Source organism: Parashewanella spongiae (assembly GCF_004358345.1).
In the GTDB taxonomy this organism is placed as follows: Bacteria; Pseudomonadota; Gammaproteobacteria; order Enterobacterales; family Shewanellaceae; genus Parashewanella; species Parashewanella spongiae.
Genome location: NZ_CP037952.1, coordinates 1,007,250 through 1,024,607 on the forward strand (window position 1 = coordinate 1,007,250; position 17,358 = coordinate 1,024,607).

Here is a 17,358-nt window from a genome sequence, read left to right on the forward strand (position 1 = left end):
TCAGTCTCACTCACTGTTTAAGTGTGTTAGGTTTTTTAACTCGAGATAACAATGCGTTGGCTTGTGGGTAAAGGTGGGGCGGAAATTAAATTATTTTTGTTGGTTCTGACTCAGCGTAAGCAAACCTCAACAGCACGACGAGTTATGCTAATTTCAGCGTTGAAATTGCTTAAAATAGCATGCCATTCATCACAACTACGCCTTGATCTTCAAATAAATAACAGAACTGAAGATAAGGCTTTAAATTTAATTAATGGTGAGAGAAATGATTTATATCATTCCAAAGGGAACCATTGAATTACAGGAGAAAGTTAACACCCAGCAACCCATGTTTGCTCAACATCGAAGTTAGGTGAAAGAGCAACTAGGTTCGCGATATATCCCTTTTTTATAAACCCAAGTTTGTTCTCCATTCCAATTGCTCTGGCTGGGTAAACTGTTGCCATTCGTACAGCTTCTGTCCAATGTAATCCTGTAAATAGGCTGGTGTTTTTAATCGCAGAAATCATGTTTAGATCAGAGCCAGCCAAAGAACCTGCTGCGTTGATGCATTTACCGTCTTTCACAAAAATTTCTTCGCCATTTAACGTAAATGAAGCGTTTGTGGATCCTACTGTTGGCATGGCATCGGTTACTAAAATAGCTTTACCGCGTTTTTTAGCTTTAATGGCGACATTGAGTGATGCTGGATGAACGTGGTGTCCATCAGCGATGATCCCAAACCAGCTGTTCTCATCCTCTAAGGCTGCACCAACCATTCCCGGATCTCGACTTTGAAAAGGCGTCATGGCGTTAAATAGGTGGGTAAAGCCCGTAACGCCAGCTTGAAGTGCAACCTTAGTTTGTTCGTAGTTGGCGGCACTGTGACCGGCACAGATGATCACTCCTTGTTCTTTTAACATTGAAATTTGCGAAGGTAAAAAGGTTTCTGGCGCAATGGTAGCTATTGTAATACCTTTAGATGCTTGCGTCAGCATGGCTATGCCTTCAGCATCGACGGTTTTGATCTTTTTACTATCGTGCGCTCCTTTCTTTTGTACGTTTAAGAAAGGACCTTCTAGGTGAATGCCTAATACGGAAGATAAATTGTTCGCTATCGCCGTTTTTACTGCGTCAATGGCTTTTGACATTACTGGGTAATCGTCTGTGATTAAAGTCGGCAGCAAGGCTGTAGTGCCATACTTTCTGTGTGCTTGAGTCATGCATTGAATACACTCAATTGTTGGATTTTCATTAAAAAGCATGCCACCGCCACCGTTGACCTGCAAATCGATGAATCCAGAGGTTAAATAGCTACCAGATAAGTCGATGACTTCATCAACATTAGGAAGCGGTAGATCAGAAGCCTGCACAGCTGTTATCAGGTTGTTTTCAATTAACACTGAATGATGAGACAAAATCTGTTCACCATCGAAAACCGTGGCGTTTATTAGAGCTTTTTTCATTATTTGCCTCTTTATTGGGAGCGAGTTAGCGGTATCTGGGTAAGCATGGCTGCTCCTCTTGAACCTGCAGACTTTTCAAATAGTGCAGAAACAACGATAGGGGGATTAACATTGGTAAACAAAAATGGCTGCATTGCTTGAGGTAAACTCTTGACTATTTCCGTCACTTGCGACATGCCGCCACCCAGAACGATAATATCAGGATCATGATGCATAACAATGGAGGAAAAAGTGTACCCTAAGAGCTCTAAGTAACACTGAAAAACTTGAATAGCAATAGGGTCGCCTTGACGGTATTGTGCTATTACATTATAGGTGTCAATGGACGAGTTATCGGGACTCATGTGCTGATAAAGGCGTTCTAATCCCGGCCCAGCGACATATTGCTCCATACAGTCATTTAAGCCGCACCCGCAGGATTGATGGGGGAGCGAGTACTTTCTTTGCAAAAAAGCCGGCAGTGGTATGTGACCATATTCACCAGAAATACGATTTTTTCCCATGGCAATATTGCCATCAACAAACAAGGCTCCCGCTGCACCAGTACCCAAAATGGCGGAAAAAACTCGTTGGAAACCTCTCCCTGCACCATCAATTGTTTCTGCCAAGGCAAAACAAACACAGTCATTCTCTGAAGTAACGTTTCTGTCTAATAATTTTTTTAGATCTGCTGTTAACGTTTTGCCCGTAATGCAGGGAATATTCGCTGATAAGTGGCGACCATTAACGTCAATGATGCCGGGGAAACCTATGCCAACATGTGATTTGTAAGAGAACGTCTTATCAATTTCATCAACGAGTGTTTTTATCAGTGACAAAAATTCAGAATAGTCAGAAGTTGGCGTTGAAACACGTCTTTGAATATATTGGTTATAGCTAGAATCAAATGCTGCAATTTCAATTTTTGTGCCGCCGATATCAATACCGCAGATCATAATCAGTCCTTATTTAACTCTATGATAAGGATGTATATTCACACCTTGTACGACTCGATTTACTTGCCCTGTTTCGCATGGAGTATCAGGAGATGATCCCAGTTTTATTGACTTTTCCATGGCTAAAAATTGTGCATAGACTAAATAAACCAAAGCAAGCCAAGTACCTTCTAGATGTTGGCCATCAAGATCGTTGTGATCAAAAAAGACAATATTTTGCGCTACACCGTCATGCTTGAGTTCTTGGTATAAATCAAGATCGTATTGACGAGTATAGGCATTGTTTTCGCAAAAAATAATCACTTGAGTTTGGTCGTCAATGGCAAACTTTGGACCATGACGTAAACCTAAGCTTGATTGAAAGTAACTGTCGATTTTCCCTGCCGTCAGCTCTAAATACTTTAAAGAGGCTTCTTGAGCTAAACCCAGTAAACAACCTGATCCAATAAAGATGATGCGTTGATTATCATTACTTATTGTTGATGTTAATTTGCTATTAAGGTGTTTGAATGCAAAATCACTGGCTTTTAAGAGTTGGTTTAGCTTGGCTCTATTATGATCAAAAATACTTAATGCAGCCATAACCATAGTGCTGGCGCTGCTGGTCATTGCAAAGCTGACATCGTGGGTTTGCTCTGGTAGCACAACGCTGTATGCGTTGGTTGTGTCAATAGCATATTGTGCAAGCTCACCGTCTTGATTACAGGTTATAACAAGGTGGTATACGTCATTAACACACTGATTAATCATATTAATGGCTGCAACACTTTCAGGACTGTTGCCTGAACGACCAAATGAAACCAACAAAACCGGTGTAGTTGGTGGTAAGTATTGTTGAGGTGCAGCAACAAGGTCAGTCGTGCTGATAGACTCAAATAAGTGACCATTTTCTTGAGTAAGATATGGTGCGAGCATGTCGCCAATGTAAGCAGAGGTACCAGCTCCAGTAAAAATGATCCTAATACCATCTTTCTCTAGAGTAGGAGCCAGCCATTGTTGAATTTGTTTCTGCTCAGAGCTGATTTTTTCGAAAATTTCAAGCCAGCAGTTAGGTTGTTGATTAATCTCTTTTGCAGTCCAATAAGCCCCTTTTTGTTTGAGAAATTCTGCTTGATGATTTAAATAGGTTTCCATAATTTATTCCCCATTTAGCAAGTGTAATGCACAGGCTTTCGAATAACTGGCTAATACTTGTTGAATATTGTACTCAACCCAATCTATTGGTTCTAATGATAATGTTCCAGATTTAATCGCCAAATATTGCTTAGGCAAATATTGGCTAATGAGCGGGTTAGGTATATTCGTTTTTTGTAAGTTAGAAAATAGAGTTGCTACTGCGTTTTTTACTTGTGGGTGATTCCAATAATAGCGTATTCGGTCGCTATAGCTGAACAATAGCGTTAATGATCCCGCTTGTTCACCATAAAATTTCTGCCAATGTGCAGGATTTTCCTGCATGACAGATCCGCAAACATTCATAAGATTTGATTGCAGTTTTGATGGAATTATTTGGCGTTCAATTTCAACCAGTGCAAATAAAGCTTCACGATAAGCAAATGTGAGCTGAGGCCCGACCTTTAAAATGGCAAAGTGATCTTTCACTAGCAAATTATAAGCAGCTTGGCTTTGATAATCGGTGGAATGTGCTTCAAACACCATATTATTGTAATTTTTAATTGTTGTAGCCAAAGTACGAGCTTCTTTAGGTTGATACTCAACAACATTGAAATTATCAAACTCAACGCCGGGTTGTACTACAAGTGCAATCACCCGTTGCCAAGCCGAATTCAGTTGGTGTTCAAAAAAGATCTTTTTGTGTATGTCGATAGTTTCAATGGCATCTTTTGTCGGGGTCACTGTAAGAGTATCTATTTGTTCAGAGGCTCCCCCCGGTGGTGGTACTTCAGTACCAATAACATAAACAATTTCAGAGTGCCCAAACGTATCCATTGCCGTTTGTTCTGCAACCTGACACAATTTAGCAGCACGAGAAGCCACGTCTTCATCAGTCAAGGGTGTTAAGTCATCAGCGCACTGCATGCTTGTATCCAAGTGGATTTTAGTAAAGCCTGCGGCAACAAACGCTGCAATCAACTCTTGTGATTTCTGCATGGCCACAGTAGCCACTTCCGACGTCCAACAAGTTGGACCAAGGTGATCGCCACCAAAAATAATCCGCTCTTTGGCAAAGCCTACTTTTTCTGCAATATTAGAAACAAACTGAATAAAATCTTTTGGGGTCATATCGGTATACCCCCCAAATTGATTCACTTGGTTAGCTGTAGCTTCAATGAGTAAAGGTGTGTTTTCTTTATGTGCATGTTTCAGTGAAGCTTCAATTACTGCAGGGTGAGCGCTACAAACTGAATAAATGCCAACGGCTTTACCTGTACAATGTTGTTGAATAATGTCTTTTATCAAAAGTTCCGCCTGTAAGTTCTGTTTTATTTTCAAACTGAAAAATCACGCTAAATTTTTGTATCTTCATTAACGAGTATAAATTGCGATTATTTCTTTAAACCTGAATAAATAGGTTGAACGTGTAATTTAATTTAATTTAATCTATTGAAGTTAAATACAAAATTAAACAACCCTGATTCACCGATCTGGTGAGTGCTGAACATTCATATACTTGCCAAAATCACCGCTAGTTGCGTTATAAATTTTGCAAGTAGAAACAAAGTAACGGCAGTTTTGTATGTCGGTAACCACTACTTGCTGCTATTCATGCCTTGCTTTCAGTAATTTTTTCTGCGTATATGAACATTCCCTATCGATTTAGCTAGGTTAAATTGAAAGTGTGCACTCAACCTAAAAACATCAGTTGAACGCTGAGTATACGAGTAACTGTTTGAGCAATACGATGAATGTTTTCAATCCAATAAGTGAAATGCTCTACGCTCACAAGCTTGCTAAAATGACTGCTATCTGCGTTGTAACTTTTGCAAGTAGAATAACTACTTGCTGCAAGCTACGCCTTACTATCAGCCATTTTTTCTACGCTTGAGAACGCAGTCAACTGATGTTTCTAGGTTCAATAGAACTGATGAAATAATACGTGCGAATTTAAGCCTATATTATTGATAATGAGACATCATTTAGGCGACACTACGGTTTGTTTTTGTGTGCCTAAACTTTCGATACCAAGCTCAATGACATCTCCTTGCTCTAGATAGATAGGCGGCTGTTGACCTAAACCAACACCGGGAGGTGTTCCCGTTGAAATGACATCACCGGGCTCTAAAGTTGTAAATTGACTGAGGTAACTTACAATGGTTGCGGGCTGAAAAATCATAGTATTGGTGCTGCCGTTCTGATAGCGTTTTCCATTAACTTCAAGCCACATTTTTAATTTAGTTGGATCTGATACTTCGTCTTTTGTGACTAAGTAAGGCCCAAGCGGACCAAAACTGTCACAGCCTTTACCTTTATCCCACTGAGAGCCTCTTTCAAGTTGAAAGTTACGCTCGGAGACATCGTTGCAAACACAGTAGCCAGCAATATAACTTTCAGCTTCATCAGTACTAACATAGGAGGCTTTTCTACCTATGACGATTGCTAACTCGACTTCCCAATCCAGTTTATGGCTATTTCGAGGCATAATAATGTTGTCATTGGGGCCTGAAATTGACGACGTAAATTTGGAAAAAACTTCAGGCTCTTGCGGTATTGGCATGCCTGACTCAGCAGCATGATCAGCATAATTCAATCCAATGCAGATAAATTTACCAACATCAGCAATACAGGCGCCAATTCTGTCAGGGGATTGGATTAAAGCTAGCGTTGTAAGATCTAAGCTTCGCAACTTAAGCATGGTTTTTTTGTCCGCTAATACGGTACCATTAACATCGCTAATGATGGCAGATAAACAACGTAAATCACCGTTGTCATCTATGATAGCGGGTTTTTCTTGCCCTTTTATTCCGTAACGTAATAGTTTCATTTGTTCCCTATTTGCTATCTTTGTGGTTAACTGTTTAGCGTGGTAAAGCCACCATCTATTGGAAAGTTACTTCCTGTAATAAAAGCGGCTTCATCCGAGCATAAATAAGCAATTAAAGAGGACACTTCTTCAACTTTCGCCATTCTTCCGATAGGCTGACTTTTAGATAATGTCTCGAACATTTGTTGTTGATTATCGGGATAGTTTTTCTCTAAAAAGTTGTCAACAAATGGAGTGTGAACACGACCGGGAGAAATACAATTACAGCGAATTCCTTGGTTAATATAATCCTTAGCAATTGAATAGGTCATGGTCAACACTGCGCCCTTAGTCATTGAATATGCGAATCTGTCTGCAACAGCAACGCATGATGCAACTGAAGCAAGATTTAAAATGACACCTTTGCTGCGCTGAACCATTGAAGGTATCACTGAGGATATGGTGTTATAGATCCCTTTAATGTTGACTTGATACAAGCGGTCAAGATCTTCCTCTGAGGTTTGTTCAATGGTACCGACATGGGCTATACCGGCATTGTTGATTAGAACGTCTATATAAAATTGTTTTTTAATGTTTTCAAAAACTTCTCTAACGGTTTTTGTTAAAGAAAGGTCGCAGGGAAAGCTATGGGCTTCACCACCTTGTTGCTTGATCTGCTGGCAAAGAGTCGCAAGTTGTGGCTCATTTAAATCAACGGCAATCACCTGAGCACCCTCTGAGGCTAAACGTAAACAGGTATCACGACCGATACCGCTGGCTGCTCCTGTCACTAATACTGTTTTATTCACAAATCGTTTCATGTTAATTCCGATGTTTGAGAAAGGCTTGAATGGGGTTAATGAGCAAAACTCAAACAAGCAGGCCCTATAGGTTCAAACTTTTTATAGGTAAGGATGAATTCTTGGTGACCAAGCTCTTCAGATTTAGAACGTTCGCCTTGGGCTACGGCAATCACTAGATCAAAGGTTTCATCTCCCACTTGTTTTGGGGTGGCATCACCGCGTAAAATTTTCCCTGCATTAATGTCCATATCGTCTGCAAGCTTTTCAAATGTATCCGGATTAGCACAAATTTTGATAACGGGAGAAACGGCACTCCCTACCACTGAACCACGACCTGTGGTAAACAGAGTAAGGTGACAACCGCATGCGATCATTTCAACAATTTCAGCGTTGTCAGAAATGTTTGGAAAACCAAACATGGGCTCACCATCTGGCACCACATCTAACAAATAAAGCCCACCTTTAGGTGGGATATCACCGGGTTTTATTAAGCCGTTAATGGCAGAATCACCTGATTTGCAGTATGCACCCATCGATTTTTCTTCTTGGGTGGTTAAGCCACCTTCAGCATTGCCGGGAGCAAAACTGCCATAGCCCATTTTTTCATAATAATTGGCGGCTTTTTGTAGGCAGAGATCTATTTCATGGGCAAGTTCGGCAGTCGCAGCCCGTTCAATCATGACTTGCTCACAACCAATAAGTTCGCCAGTTTCTTCGAAAATACAACAGGCGTTATGTTGGATAAGCTTGTCAAAACAGTGACCGACGGCAGGGTTCGCTGTAATACCACTGGTGCCGTCAGAGCCGCCACAAATAGTACCAATGACAAGCTCATTAATTTTCATATCGCATCTAGGTGTTTGAGCTATCTGGCTTTTCAGCTTGTTCACCATAGACAGTCCTTTTTCAATGGTTGAAGTTGTGCCACCTTCCTGTTGAATCACTAAGGTTTCAATTGGGCGACCACTGTTTTTTATGGTTTTCTGTAAATGTTCACGATTAAAGCCTTCGCAGCCAAGTGATATCATCAATGCTGCACCTACATTGGGGTGAGTACACACACCTTGCATAATTTTGAGCGCATAATCATTCGGGTAACAGCCAGGAAAACCAATTAAATGCACATCAGTATCATTAGATAAATCGACGATTCTACGAGCAACATGATGTGCACATTCAACTAAATAACCAACAACGACAACATTTCTGATGCCTTTCCTCCCATCACTGCGCTGCCATGCTTTTATGTTAATGTCATTCATTAGCCGCACCCTTACTGTTATTTGATTCAGAAGTTAGCCCAGCACGAGTATGGCTTGGTATGTAATCGCTTTTCATATTATGCAGATGAACATGTTCTCCACGATTGATGTGCTCAAGTGCTGAACCAATTGCCACTCCATACTTATAAATTTTCTGATTTTTTTTAATATCAACTCTGGCGACTTTATGCCCAATTTCAATGTGTTGAGTTAAGGACACTTTTTCAGAATCAATTTGTACTTGTTGTTGGGGTCTGATATTTCGACAACAAATCAATATATTGTCGTTTTTATGGAGTAGCAGCAGTTGGTTTTTGGATTTATTCTCTGGCATGCTCTTTATCTCAAATTCGGTAAAAATGAGCAGCGCACTGCTGCATGATTTGGTTTCTGTCTTCAGGAGTCAATTTTTGTAAGCAGGCCAAAGTCATGGCTAACCACTCGTGATAATCAGAAACTAAGTTGAGTACTGGCCAATCACTTCCCCACATCAACCGACTAGCACTAAATTGTTTGAGTAAAAAATCGAAAACGGGTTGTAACTCTGCTGCCCGGATGCCGATTTTTGCTTCAGTCAATAACCCCGATATTTTGCAATACACATTTGGTTGAGCAGCTAATGCCGACATATCTCGCTGCCAATCAGTAAGGTTGGCTGATTTCAAATTAGGTTTAGCGGCGTGATCGATAACAATATTTAATTTTGGGTGGCGTATTGCTAACTGCTGTAATGCTTTTAAATGCTTAGGTAAAACGAGAGCATCAAACGTTAAGTTATGCTCACTAAGAAACTCAAACACAGGCGTTAATGTGCTATTCAACATCCAGTCTTGATCCTTAATATCTTGGATCATTGGGCGAATGCCTTTGAAGTATTGATTGTTTATTAACAGATTTAATTGGGCAATTGCTGAATCTGACTCCATATCAATCCAGCCTACAACGCCAGCAACAGCATCGTTTTCTTCAGCTAATTTGAGCAAAAAGATGGTCTCAGCATAGGTTGGTGCCGCCTGAACTAAAATGGTTTTCGCAACAGGACTTACTTTGATCAGCGACTCAAGCTCTTTAGGAAGGAAGTCTCTATATAGTTCTGGTAACTCTGGTGTGAGCCAAGCGTAGTCACCTCGAGAGAGTTGCCAAAAGTGCTGGTGGCTATCAACGTAAGTTGTGATCATGTTATAGATCTCCGAACAAAGGTGATGTTTCAGTTACTAGGCCTTGCTCACGGATTGTTTGCCAGAATTGAGATGGAATGTTGTAGTTAAATAGATCAATACTTTGCTGAATACGTTTTAGCTCTCCAAGTCCTGGAATAACGCTGACTACAGCAGGGTGTGCTATGGGAAATTGTAACGCAGCAGCGGCAAGAGGGACTTGATATTCATCGCATATGGCTTCGAGCTGTTTAACTTTATCAATGACGGCTTTACTAGCTGGTGCATAGTCATAATAAAGAGGGGAGTTTGTACGGGTACCTGTAGCCAAAATTCCTGAATTATAAGGACCGCCGAGAATGATTGAGCAGTTACGCTCGAGACATTTAGGTAAAAAGTGTTGATTGGCCTCTTGCTCTAATAGGGTGTAACGCCCAGCGAGTAAAAAACAATCCCAATCGCCAAAATCAAGGGCTTCTTCACAAACTTGATATTCATTCACACCCAAACCGAAGGCTTTAATAACACCTTGTTTCCGTAGACTATCTAATGCTTTATACCCACCCGTCATGGCTTGAAAAAATAATCCTTCATTTTTGTCACCATGAGTTAAGCGCCCAATATCATGCATATAGAGAATATCGATTTTATCGAGCCCAAGACGCTGCAAACTGTCTTCAAATGATCGCATCACACCGTCGTAACTGTAGTCATACTCAATATCAAATGGCATTGGTGAAAAAAAGCCATGACGATGAGTACGAGAACCAGCCGGTTTCAATAAACGTCCCACTTTAGTAGAAAGCACATATTCTTCAGCTGAGTGTTGCCGCAAAAAGTCGCCTATTCTTCGCTCACTGAGCCCTTGCCCATAGTGAGGTGCAGTATCAAAATGTCTAAAGTTACTGTTCCAAGCCGTTTCTAATAATGCTCTCGCATCTTGATCTGCAATGGGACGATACAAATTTCCTAATGGTGCCCCTCCAAACCCTAGTGTTGGCAATTTAAGTTGTTTTTTTGCAACTACGGGGTTTTCACACATGATATTCATACACTTCCTCCTTGGAATTGGGCAAGTAGATAAAAACAGGCCCATTGAATACCACCGCAATGAATTTGCTCGAACATTGGGTTACGAGACCAATATCTCAGTGTTGTATTTGTGTTTACCATCGACATTATTTAAGTGGTTTTTAATCATCAGAACTAAAAATGATTTAACCAAGCTCCTATTTTAATTCTTATTAGTTCGCTGAGACCAAACGTGAAGCTAAGTCATCGCTCGTGGCACATCGTAGCTGTGTCATGACTTGTTGCAATTGTTGCTCAAGCGAGTTAATCAAGTGATACGCCCCTTTTTCTCCAAGCGCACCTAGACCATATAAAAAAGGTCGACCAAGAAAGGTAAGATCAGCACCGGAAGCCAGCGCTGTAGCAATATCAGGTCCATTACGTAAGCCGCTGTCCATAAATATTTTTATGTTTGAAGCATGCTTCTTACTGATTTCAGGCAAGACGCTGATTGGAGCTACTCCGATATCTAATTGACGCCCACCATGATTCGATATTACTACACCATCCGCCCCTAGCTCGACAGCAGCAGCGACATCATCAACGTGTGTAAGACCTTTAAGTACTAGCGGTCCATTCCATTGTTCTCTTAGCGGCTTGAGCGCTTCAAAGTCGACCCGACCCATCACTGTTTTATTCATAAAACTGGCTAATTGATCAGCTGGAAGGTTTTTTGGCATATAAGGCTTTAAAGTCTGCATTTCGGGTTTTCCAGCAAGTATGGTTTGCCACAACCATGAAGGGCAAGAAAGCATTTGCCTAATATTGTTGATGGTCATTTTGGGCGGCATCGATAATCCATTTCGAATATCCCTATGGCGATACCCGAAAGTTGGAACATCAACAGTAACAACTAATACTGGATACCTAGCGGCTTGAATGCGTTTAAGCAAATCTTTACGGATAGTATCATCGGTAGGATTATAGAGTTGAAACCATGCTTGTCCTTCCGATATTTCAGCAATCGATTCAAGGCTTGCTGAAGATACTGTGCTGAGAATAAAAGGGATATTTAACTCTAAAGCCGCTTTAGCTAATATCTCAGGTGCTTTAGGCCACATTAGTCCTTGAAGCCCAATTGGAGCTACGCCAAAAGGTAGACGAAAAGATTGACCGAAAATTTTTGTTTCAAGCTGACTTTTTTCGAATGGATTTAGTAACTGACTATTGAATTTAACTCGTTTAATTTCATTAAGGTTATGTTGCAAACCTATTTCAGCATTACATCCGCCTTCGAGATAATCAAAAGCAAATTGAGGTATTCGGCATTTGGCTTTACGCTTTAAATCTGAAACATCAGGATATTTAGAGTTAAAATAATTTTTCATCTGACACAATCCAATTATTGTTATTTGGTGCAAGAATCACTCACATAATTGAGTAAAAAGTATCACCTTTATTATTTTGATCAGTAAGAATCATTTACATTGATATGAATAAAATATCATTTTACATTTAAAATGCAAGTCAATGTTGTTACTTATTTAAAATATCTGATATAAAATGATCACACCAATGAGATTAATAAAAATTACTCCATGACAATAGATGAAAAAAAACGTCAGTATTCTGCTCCAGCACTTAGTAAAGGTTTAGATATTCTAGAGCTGATGGCAAAGCAATCAGAAGGCTTGAGTTTAAAACAAATTAGTGACTTACTCGGCAGGCAAAAAACCGAATTATTCAGAATGTTAGTTGTGCTAGAGGAGCGAGGCTATATTCAACTCGTACCGGATTCTGATAAGTATGTGATTACGTTAAAATTGCTCGGTATGGCGCATCAACAACCAGGGATAAAGCGCTTGTCAGCAATGGCAGATCCTTTCATGCGTGAGTTGGTAACTAAAATAGAACAATCATGCCACTTGGTGATAGAACGTGCATCAGAAGGTATTGTTATTGCTCAAAAAGATAGCCCAACCGATCAGCGTTTTGGAGTACGTGTTGGAGCGAAGGTACCTCTACAAAATTCATGTTCAGGACATATTATTTTAGCCTTTGCTGACGATAAAAATCGAAAGGTAATGATGGATGGTATTCCTGCAGCGAAACATTTACCGACATCAAAATTAAAAACGATAATCGAGCGAGTAAAACAACAAGGGTATGAATGCATCGAGAGTCTGCAGGTTCAAGGTGTTAAAGATATTGGTTACCCTATATATAACTATACTGGAAAAGTAGTAGCCGCACTTATTGTGCCGTATTTAGGCCACATAGATCATTCTCAGTCAGCTGATATTGATTCAGTTAAAGAATACCTTTATGACATTTCTTCGAAGCTTTCAGAATCATTGGGCTACCTTCCTCCGACCCTAAGTGATGATGTTAAAAAAGAGTTAAGAGAATCCCAAAAGGTATTTTAAATAAGAAACATTGTTTTACTTGTTGAATATTTGTAAAAACTCTGCATAATCGAATATTGAAACGTTATCCAAAGCAGTTTACCAATCATAAAAATAAGAGACATACTATGAAAACTATGTTTAAAAGGTCTGCAATAAGTGTTTCAATATCAATGTGTTTGCTTGGCGGTGGAACATTTGCAAGTTCTGCTTTAGCCCAAGAAGACAATAAGGATGTTGAAAGAATAGAAGTAACAGGGATTAAAGGCAGCTTGCAACGTGGGCTGATGCTAAAGCAAAACTCAGCCAATTTTGTTGACGCAATATCAGCAGAAGATGTAGGAAAGTTACCTGATCATAATATTGCTGAAGCGTTACAACGTGTTACAGGTGTTTCGATTCAACGTAGTCGTGGTGAAGGTGATTTTGTCTCCATTCGTGGTCTTGGTCCTGATTTTGTACGTGGTACCGTCAATGGACGTTCTATGGTCAGCGCTACTGAATCGTTCGACTCAACCTTAAGTGGCGGTAGTAGAAGTAGTACTGGTCGTGCGACTAACTTCGATGTTTTACCTGCAGAAGTTATTAGCACACTTGAAGTGATCAAATCGCCTTCAGCTGAGCATGTTGAAGGTGGCATTGGTGGTATCGTCAACATTAAAACCGCTCGTCCTCTTTCAGTGGATAATAAATTCGTGGTAAGCGCAAAGGGCACTTATCGTGAGTTTGAAGGCGATACTGATCCTAATTTATCTGCACTGTACAGTTGGGTTAATGATGAAAGTGATTTCGGAATTTTAACTTCTGTATCTTATTCTCAACGAAACATTAGAGAAGATTTTTCAAGAAGCTTTGGTTGGTTGCCATGGGGAACCTATGATACTAATGCTGACGGAGCCGCCGATCGTGATGCCTTGATACCATTATCAAATAACCTTGATAGTTACCAAGAAACTCGTGACCGCATCACAGTGAATAGTACCATGCAATGGACTATTGACGATAGTTCAGAAGTTATCTTTGATATTCTATACAGTGATCGCAGTATTGAGCATGATGAGCAATCAGCAATTCTAGTGGCTTTACCCGTTGGCTACAGTGCTAACCCTGATGGTAGTTTTGTTGTCGATAGCAGCCAATTTAATGGGACTGCATTACCAAATATTTTAAGTAGCTTACCACCTGAGCTTGTTAGTGATCAGCAAAAAAGTGATGACTCTATGCTTAACCTTGGGCTGCAATATATTAAGCAGCTTGGTGAGTGGCAGTTAACCACAGATTTCAGTTATGCCGATGCGAGTGGCAGCTTAGATTTCGATAGAGCCGTTATTGTTGGTAATGGCGACGCAGATGGTGGTAACTATTTCTATGACTTTAATGTTAATCAAGATGGTTTCGCCGTTGATTACACAGGTAAAGCAAGTTTATCCAACCCAGGAAATTATTTTTTACGAAATGGTCGCGTAACCCGTACTGAAAATGATGACTCTGAGTTTGCGGTTCAATTTGATGCTGAGCGTGATATTGATAGTGACTTTATCTCAGCTATTAAAACCGGTTTTCGTTATCGCAACCGCGATAAAGAAATTAAACGCTCCGATTTTGATGGCGGTTTAGGTGATTTTGCATTTACGGATATCACAGGTGACAGTCATTTTAATGGTATAAGCAATTTCATGGATGGCTCACTGAATAATAATTTCGATTACAGTGACATGATTTTTGCTAACCCACAAGTTGCTCTGGCCTATGCTGCTCAGCAAGGCATTGATATCGTTCCGAAACAGGATGCTCTTGGAACCTATGATATTCAAGAACAAACCTATGCGGCTTATTTTCAAGTTGATCTTGATGGTTCAATAGGTGATGTTGGTTTCATCGGTGACTTTGGTTTTAGACTTGTATACACCCAACAAGATGTCAATGGCTTATCTCGTCCGTTTACGATTGATGGCACTACAACGCCTGGTAGCTTAGTGTTTACTAGCCCTGATAGTCAAAATGTTTCCTTTGACGATTCATATTTAAATGTTTTGCCTTCACTAAACTTGCGCTTTGAAGTTCAAGAAGATTTGTATTTGCGTGTTGCAGCATCAAAGTCTTTAACGCGACCTACGTTTAGTGATCTTGCCCCTTCTATTGCGATAAATCCAAGTGCAACAGTTGATTTAAATGGTGATGGGATTGCTGCTACGGCCAATATGGGTAATCCTAACCTTGCTCCATATGAATCAACCAACTTTGATATTGGTTTTGAATGGTATTTTGGCGATGCCAGCGCATTATATGCAGGTATTTTCTATAAAGAAATTGAAGACTTTATTGCAACAGTTACTAATTTAGATACTGAAGTTGAAGGTACAGTGTTTGACTCTGTAAGTCAGCCCGATAACCAAGGAACGGCACAATTAACTGGTCTGGAAGTTGGCTTGCAAGATTCTTATGAATCAGGGTTCGGTTATCTTGTTAATATATCTTTGACCGAAAATGATGCAGAGTTTGAAGAAGGTGGCGACATTCCATTCCCTGGGGTATCTGATTACAGCTATAACGCGACAGTATACTATGATAATGATGGTTTCGAAGCACGTTTAGCATACAGTTATCGTGATGATTACTTACTACTTGCTAGCGATGTTTTTGCTAACCAAGTATTCACAGAAGGTTATGGTCAGCTTGATGCTTCAATCAGTTATGAAGTTTCAGATGGTATTGATGTTTATCTAGAAGCGGTTAACCTAACCGATAATAATGCTAAGTTATTCACATCTAATGAAGATACTAACCTATCTCAACAATTCCTATCAGAATCACATGTGGGAAGACGTTTGGGCTTAGGTATCCGAGCTTCTTTCTAAGTGAGTCTGATAAAAGTCTCTTTCGTTGAAAGAGACTTTTTATTTTCTATTCTTTACGTTATAAAAATAATACAACAATAATAATAACTTTTAGAGGTGAACTATGAGAGTAGGTCTTTGTGGACTCGGGGATAGACTTAGCTATGTAGCAAAAGTCATGTCTGATTTAATTCCAGGTTTCGAAATCATTTCTTATGCTGATCCAACCCCTTCTAAGCTTGATTACATGCTAGAACGTAAGATAGAAATGCGTGGCTACCATTGCCTTGAAAGCATGTTAGAAACCGAAACTCTTGACTTTCTAATGATAGGATCTCCCAACCATCTACATCTTGAGCAAATAAAATTAGGACTTAAAAACGGATTAAAAATATTTACAGAAAAGCCTGTAGTAATTACAGAGTCTGAAACCTTCGAATTATTAGATTTAATCAAACAGTATGATGCTGCCGATGACATCCTTGTTGGTATGGTACTGAGATACTCTCCGCTCTATAAAGACTTAATAGCTTCAAAACAAAACGGTGATCTAGGTGAACTTGTTAGTATTGAAGCTTCTGAGCATATAGCCCCAGAACATGGTGCTTTTTTTATGCGTGATTGGCGCAGAAACCCTGCAATGTCTGGTGGGTTTATGCTGGAAAAATGCTGCCATGATATTGATTTATATCAAGGAGTCGTTGGTTGTCGCCCTAAAAGAATCGCCAGTTTTGGCGGACGAAAAACCTTTACAGCGGATAATTCAGCCCAAGAGCATCTTTCTATCTATCATGAAAGAAAGTCTCGATGGGGAGGGACAAATACCGTATTTAATGATGGACAACTTATTGATAATCAAGTTGCAATTATCGAATATCAAGATGGCACAAATCTTTGCTTTCACACTAATTTAAATGTGCCTGACGAATACCGACATTTTTGTGTTGTAGGAACAAATGGTATGGCTGAAGGTGATTTTGTTCGTGCTCACTTTAAAGTACACGATGCTAAAACATCAGCTCTTATCAAAGATATTACCTATCAGCATGATGATACTATTTCTATGCATTATGGCGCAGAAGAGCAAATGGCCGCAGATTGGATAGATCATTTTGAAAATGGAACACCACTCCCTGTTTCTATTATCAATGCACTCGAAGCAGGCTTGACCGCCATAAAAATCGACGAAGCAAGAACCCAAAACTCTATCATTGATCTCACTGAGCTATGGGAGCGCTTTGATTCTTACGGATTATCGGTTTAACCTAGAAAAATCAGTTGGTGGCGTTCTTAAACGCAGAGAAAATTTTCGATGACAAGGCGTGACTTGAAGTAAGTAGTGGTTACCGACATACAAAACTGTTGTTACTTCGTTTCTACTTATAAAAGTTACAACGCAGCAAGCGGTAATTTTAGCCAATTTACGAACGTCAAGCATTCACTCAATGGATGAATACACTTTATGGCTTTTATGGTTGAACTTGAGTTAGTTATCTTACTTCTATGCGTCCAACTGATTTTCTAGGTTTAATGCCACCATAGCATTTGGAAATGTCTATGAGCTTTTGTAAACGGTAAATA

The 17,358-nt window shown here is 39.8% G+C and carries 14 protein-coding genes; 3 read left to right on the plus strand and 11 right to left on the minus strand.

Annotated elements, in window-relative coordinates; translation table 11 throughout:
* Positions 1–311 precede the first annotated feature (311 nt).
* The 11 genes from nagA to E2I05_RS03680 all read right to left on the minus strand — a co-directional run bounded on the left by nagA (position 312) and on the right by E2I05_RS03680 (position 11,923).
* Positions 312–1,445 (minus strand): N-acetylglucosamine-6-phosphate deacetylase, encoded by a 1,134-nt coding sequence (gene nagA, locus E2I05_RS03630; RefSeq protein WP_121852590.1) that lies wholly within the window; start codon positions 1,443–1,445, stop codon positions 312–314.
* A gap of 11 nt (positions 1,446–1,456) precedes the next feature.
* Positions 1,457–2,380: an ROK family protein gene (locus E2I05_RS03635; protein ID WP_121852591.1), complete on the minus strand. Its 924-nt coding sequence runs from the start codon at positions 2,378–2,380 to the stop codon at positions 1,457–1,459.
* 9 nt (positions 2,381–2,389) lie between these two features.
* Entirely contained in the window at positions 2,390–3,514 is a 1,125-nt protein-coding gene (locus E2I05_RS03640) for an SIS domain-containing protein (RefSeq protein WP_121852592.1), read from the minus strand.
* Positions 3,515–3,517: 3 nt separating this feature from the next.
* Positions 3,518–4,801 (minus strand): D-tagatose-bisphosphate aldolase, class II, non-catalytic subunit, encoded by a 1,284-nt coding sequence (locus E2I05_RS03645; protein ID WP_121852593.1) that lies wholly within the window; start codon positions 4,799–4,801, stop codon positions 3,518–3,520.
* A 673-nt stretch (positions 4,802–5,474) separates the two neighbouring features.
* Complete coding sequence (locus E2I05_RS03650) at positions 5,475–6,323, minus strand: fumarylacetoacetate hydrolase family protein (protein WP_121852594.1); 849 nt, start codon at positions 6,321–6,323, stop codon at positions 5,475–5,477.
* Positions 6,324–6,349: 26 nt separating this feature from the next.
* Complete coding sequence (locus tag E2I05_RS03655) at positions 6,350–7,123, minus strand: SDR family NAD(P)-dependent oxidoreductase (RefSeq protein ID WP_121852595.1); 774 nt, start codon at positions 7,121–7,123, stop codon at positions 6,350–6,352.
* Positions 7,124–7,158: 35 nt separating this feature from the next.
* Positions 7,159–8,367: a UxaA family hydrolase gene (locus E2I05_RS03660; RefSeq protein WP_121852596.1), complete on the minus strand. Its 1,209-nt coding sequence runs from the start codon at positions 8,365–8,367 to the stop codon at positions 7,159–7,161.
* On the minus strand, positions 8,360–8,701 hold the full coding sequence (locus tag E2I05_RS03665) for a UxaA family hydrolase (protein WP_121852597.1): 342 nt from the start codon (positions 8,699–8,701) through the stop codon (positions 8,360–8,362). The genes E2I05_RS03660 and E2I05_RS03665 overlap by 8 nt, the downstream gene beginning before the upstream one ends.
* 10 nt (positions 8,702–8,711) lie before the next feature.
* Positions 8,712–9,545, minus strand: coding sequence for an amidohydrolase family protein (locus E2I05_RS03670; protein ID WP_121852598.1), 834 nt, complete (start codon positions 9,543–9,545; stop codon positions 8,712–8,714).
* Position 9,546: 1 nt separating this feature from the next.
* On the minus strand, positions 9,547–10,575 hold the full coding sequence (locus E2I05_RS03675; RefSeq protein WP_121852599.1) for an aldo/keto reductase: 1,029 nt from the start codon (positions 10,573–10,575) through the stop codon (positions 9,547–9,549).
* A 193-nt stretch (positions 10,576–10,768) separates the two neighbouring features.
* On the minus strand, positions 10,769–11,923 hold the full coding sequence (locus tag E2I05_RS03680; RefSeq protein WP_121852600.1) for an alpha-hydroxy acid oxidase: 1,155 nt from the start codon (positions 11,921–11,923) through the stop codon (positions 10,769–10,771).
* A 210-nt stretch (positions 11,924–12,133) separates the two neighbouring features.
* Here E2I05_RS03680 and E2I05_RS03685 point away from each other — a divergent pair, with 210 nt between their 5' ends.
* The 3 genes from E2I05_RS03685 to E2I05_RS03695 all read left to right on the plus strand — a co-directional run bounded on the left by E2I05_RS03685 (position 12,134) and on the right by E2I05_RS03695 (position 17,041).
* On the plus strand, positions 12,134–12,961 hold the full coding sequence (locus E2I05_RS03685; protein WP_121852601.1) for an IclR family transcriptional regulator: 828 nt from the start codon (positions 12,134–12,136) through the stop codon (positions 12,959–12,961).
* Positions 12,962–13,068: 107 nt separating this feature from the next.
* Positions 13,069–15,798, plus strand: a complete 2,730-nt coding sequence (locus E2I05_RS03690; RefSeq protein WP_121852602.1) for a TonB-dependent receptor — start codon at positions 13,069–13,071, stop codon at positions 15,796–15,798.
* 103 nt (positions 15,799–15,901) lie between these two features.
* Positions 15,902–17,041 (plus strand): Gfo/Idh/MocA family protein, encoded by a 1,140-nt coding sequence (locus tag E2I05_RS03695; protein ID WP_121852603.1) that lies wholly within the window; start codon positions 15,902–15,904, stop codon positions 17,039–17,041.
* Positions 17,042–17,358 lie beyond the last annotated feature (317 nt).

Excerpts from the sequence above, each read along its gene's own strand:
- nagA (WP_121852590.1), bottom strand. The coding sequence starts at position 1,445 with ATGAAAAAAGCTCTAATAAACGCCACGGTTTTCGATGGTGAACAGATT.
- E2I05_RS03635 (WP_121852591.1), bottom strand. The coding sequence starts at position 2,380 with ATGATCTGCGGTATTGATATCGGCGGCACAAAAATTGAAATTGCAGCA.
- E2I05_RS03640 (WP_121852592.1), bottom strand. The coding sequence starts at position 3,514 with ATGGAAACCTATTTAAATCATCAAGCAGAATTTCTCAAACAAAAAGGG.
- E2I05_RS03650 (WP_121852594.1), bottom strand. The coding sequence starts at position 6,323 with ATGAAACTATTACGTTACGGAATAAAAGGGCAAGAAAAACCCGCTATC.
- E2I05_RS03655 (WP_121852595.1), bottom strand. The coding sequence starts at position 7,123 with ATGAAACGATTTGTGAATAAAACAGTATTAGTGACAGGAGCAGCCAGC.
- E2I05_RS03660 (WP_121852596.1), bottom strand. The coding sequence starts at position 8,367 with ATGAATGACATTAACATAAAAGCATGGCAGCGCAGTGATGGGAGGAAA.
- E2I05_RS03665 (WP_121852597.1), bottom strand. The coding sequence starts at position 8,701 with ATGCCAGAGAATAAATCCAAAAACCAACTGCTGCTACTCCATAAAAAC.
- E2I05_RS03670 (WP_121852598.1), bottom strand. The coding sequence starts at position 9,545 with ATGATCACAACTTACGTTGATAGCCACCAGCACTTTTGGCAACTCTCT.
- E2I05_RS03675 (WP_121852599.1), bottom strand. The coding sequence starts at position 10,575 with ATGAATATCATGTGTGAAAACCCCGTAGTTGCAAAAAAACAACTTAAA.
- E2I05_RS03680 (WP_121852600.1), bottom strand. The coding sequence starts at position 11,923 with ATGAAAAATTATTTTAACTCTAAATATCCTGATGTTTCAGATTTAAAG.
- E2I05_RS03685 (WP_121852601.1), top strand. The coding sequence starts at position 12,134 with ATGACAATAGATGAAAAAAAACGTCAGTATTCTGCTCCAGCACTTAGT.
- E2I05_RS03690 (WP_121852602.1), top strand. The coding sequence starts at position 13,069 with ATGAAAACTATGTTTAAAAGGTCTGCAATAAGTGTTTCAATATCAATG.
- E2I05_RS03695 (WP_121852603.1), top strand. The coding sequence starts at position 15,902 with ATGAGAGTAGGTCTTTGTGGACTCGGGGATAGACTTAGCTATGTAGCA.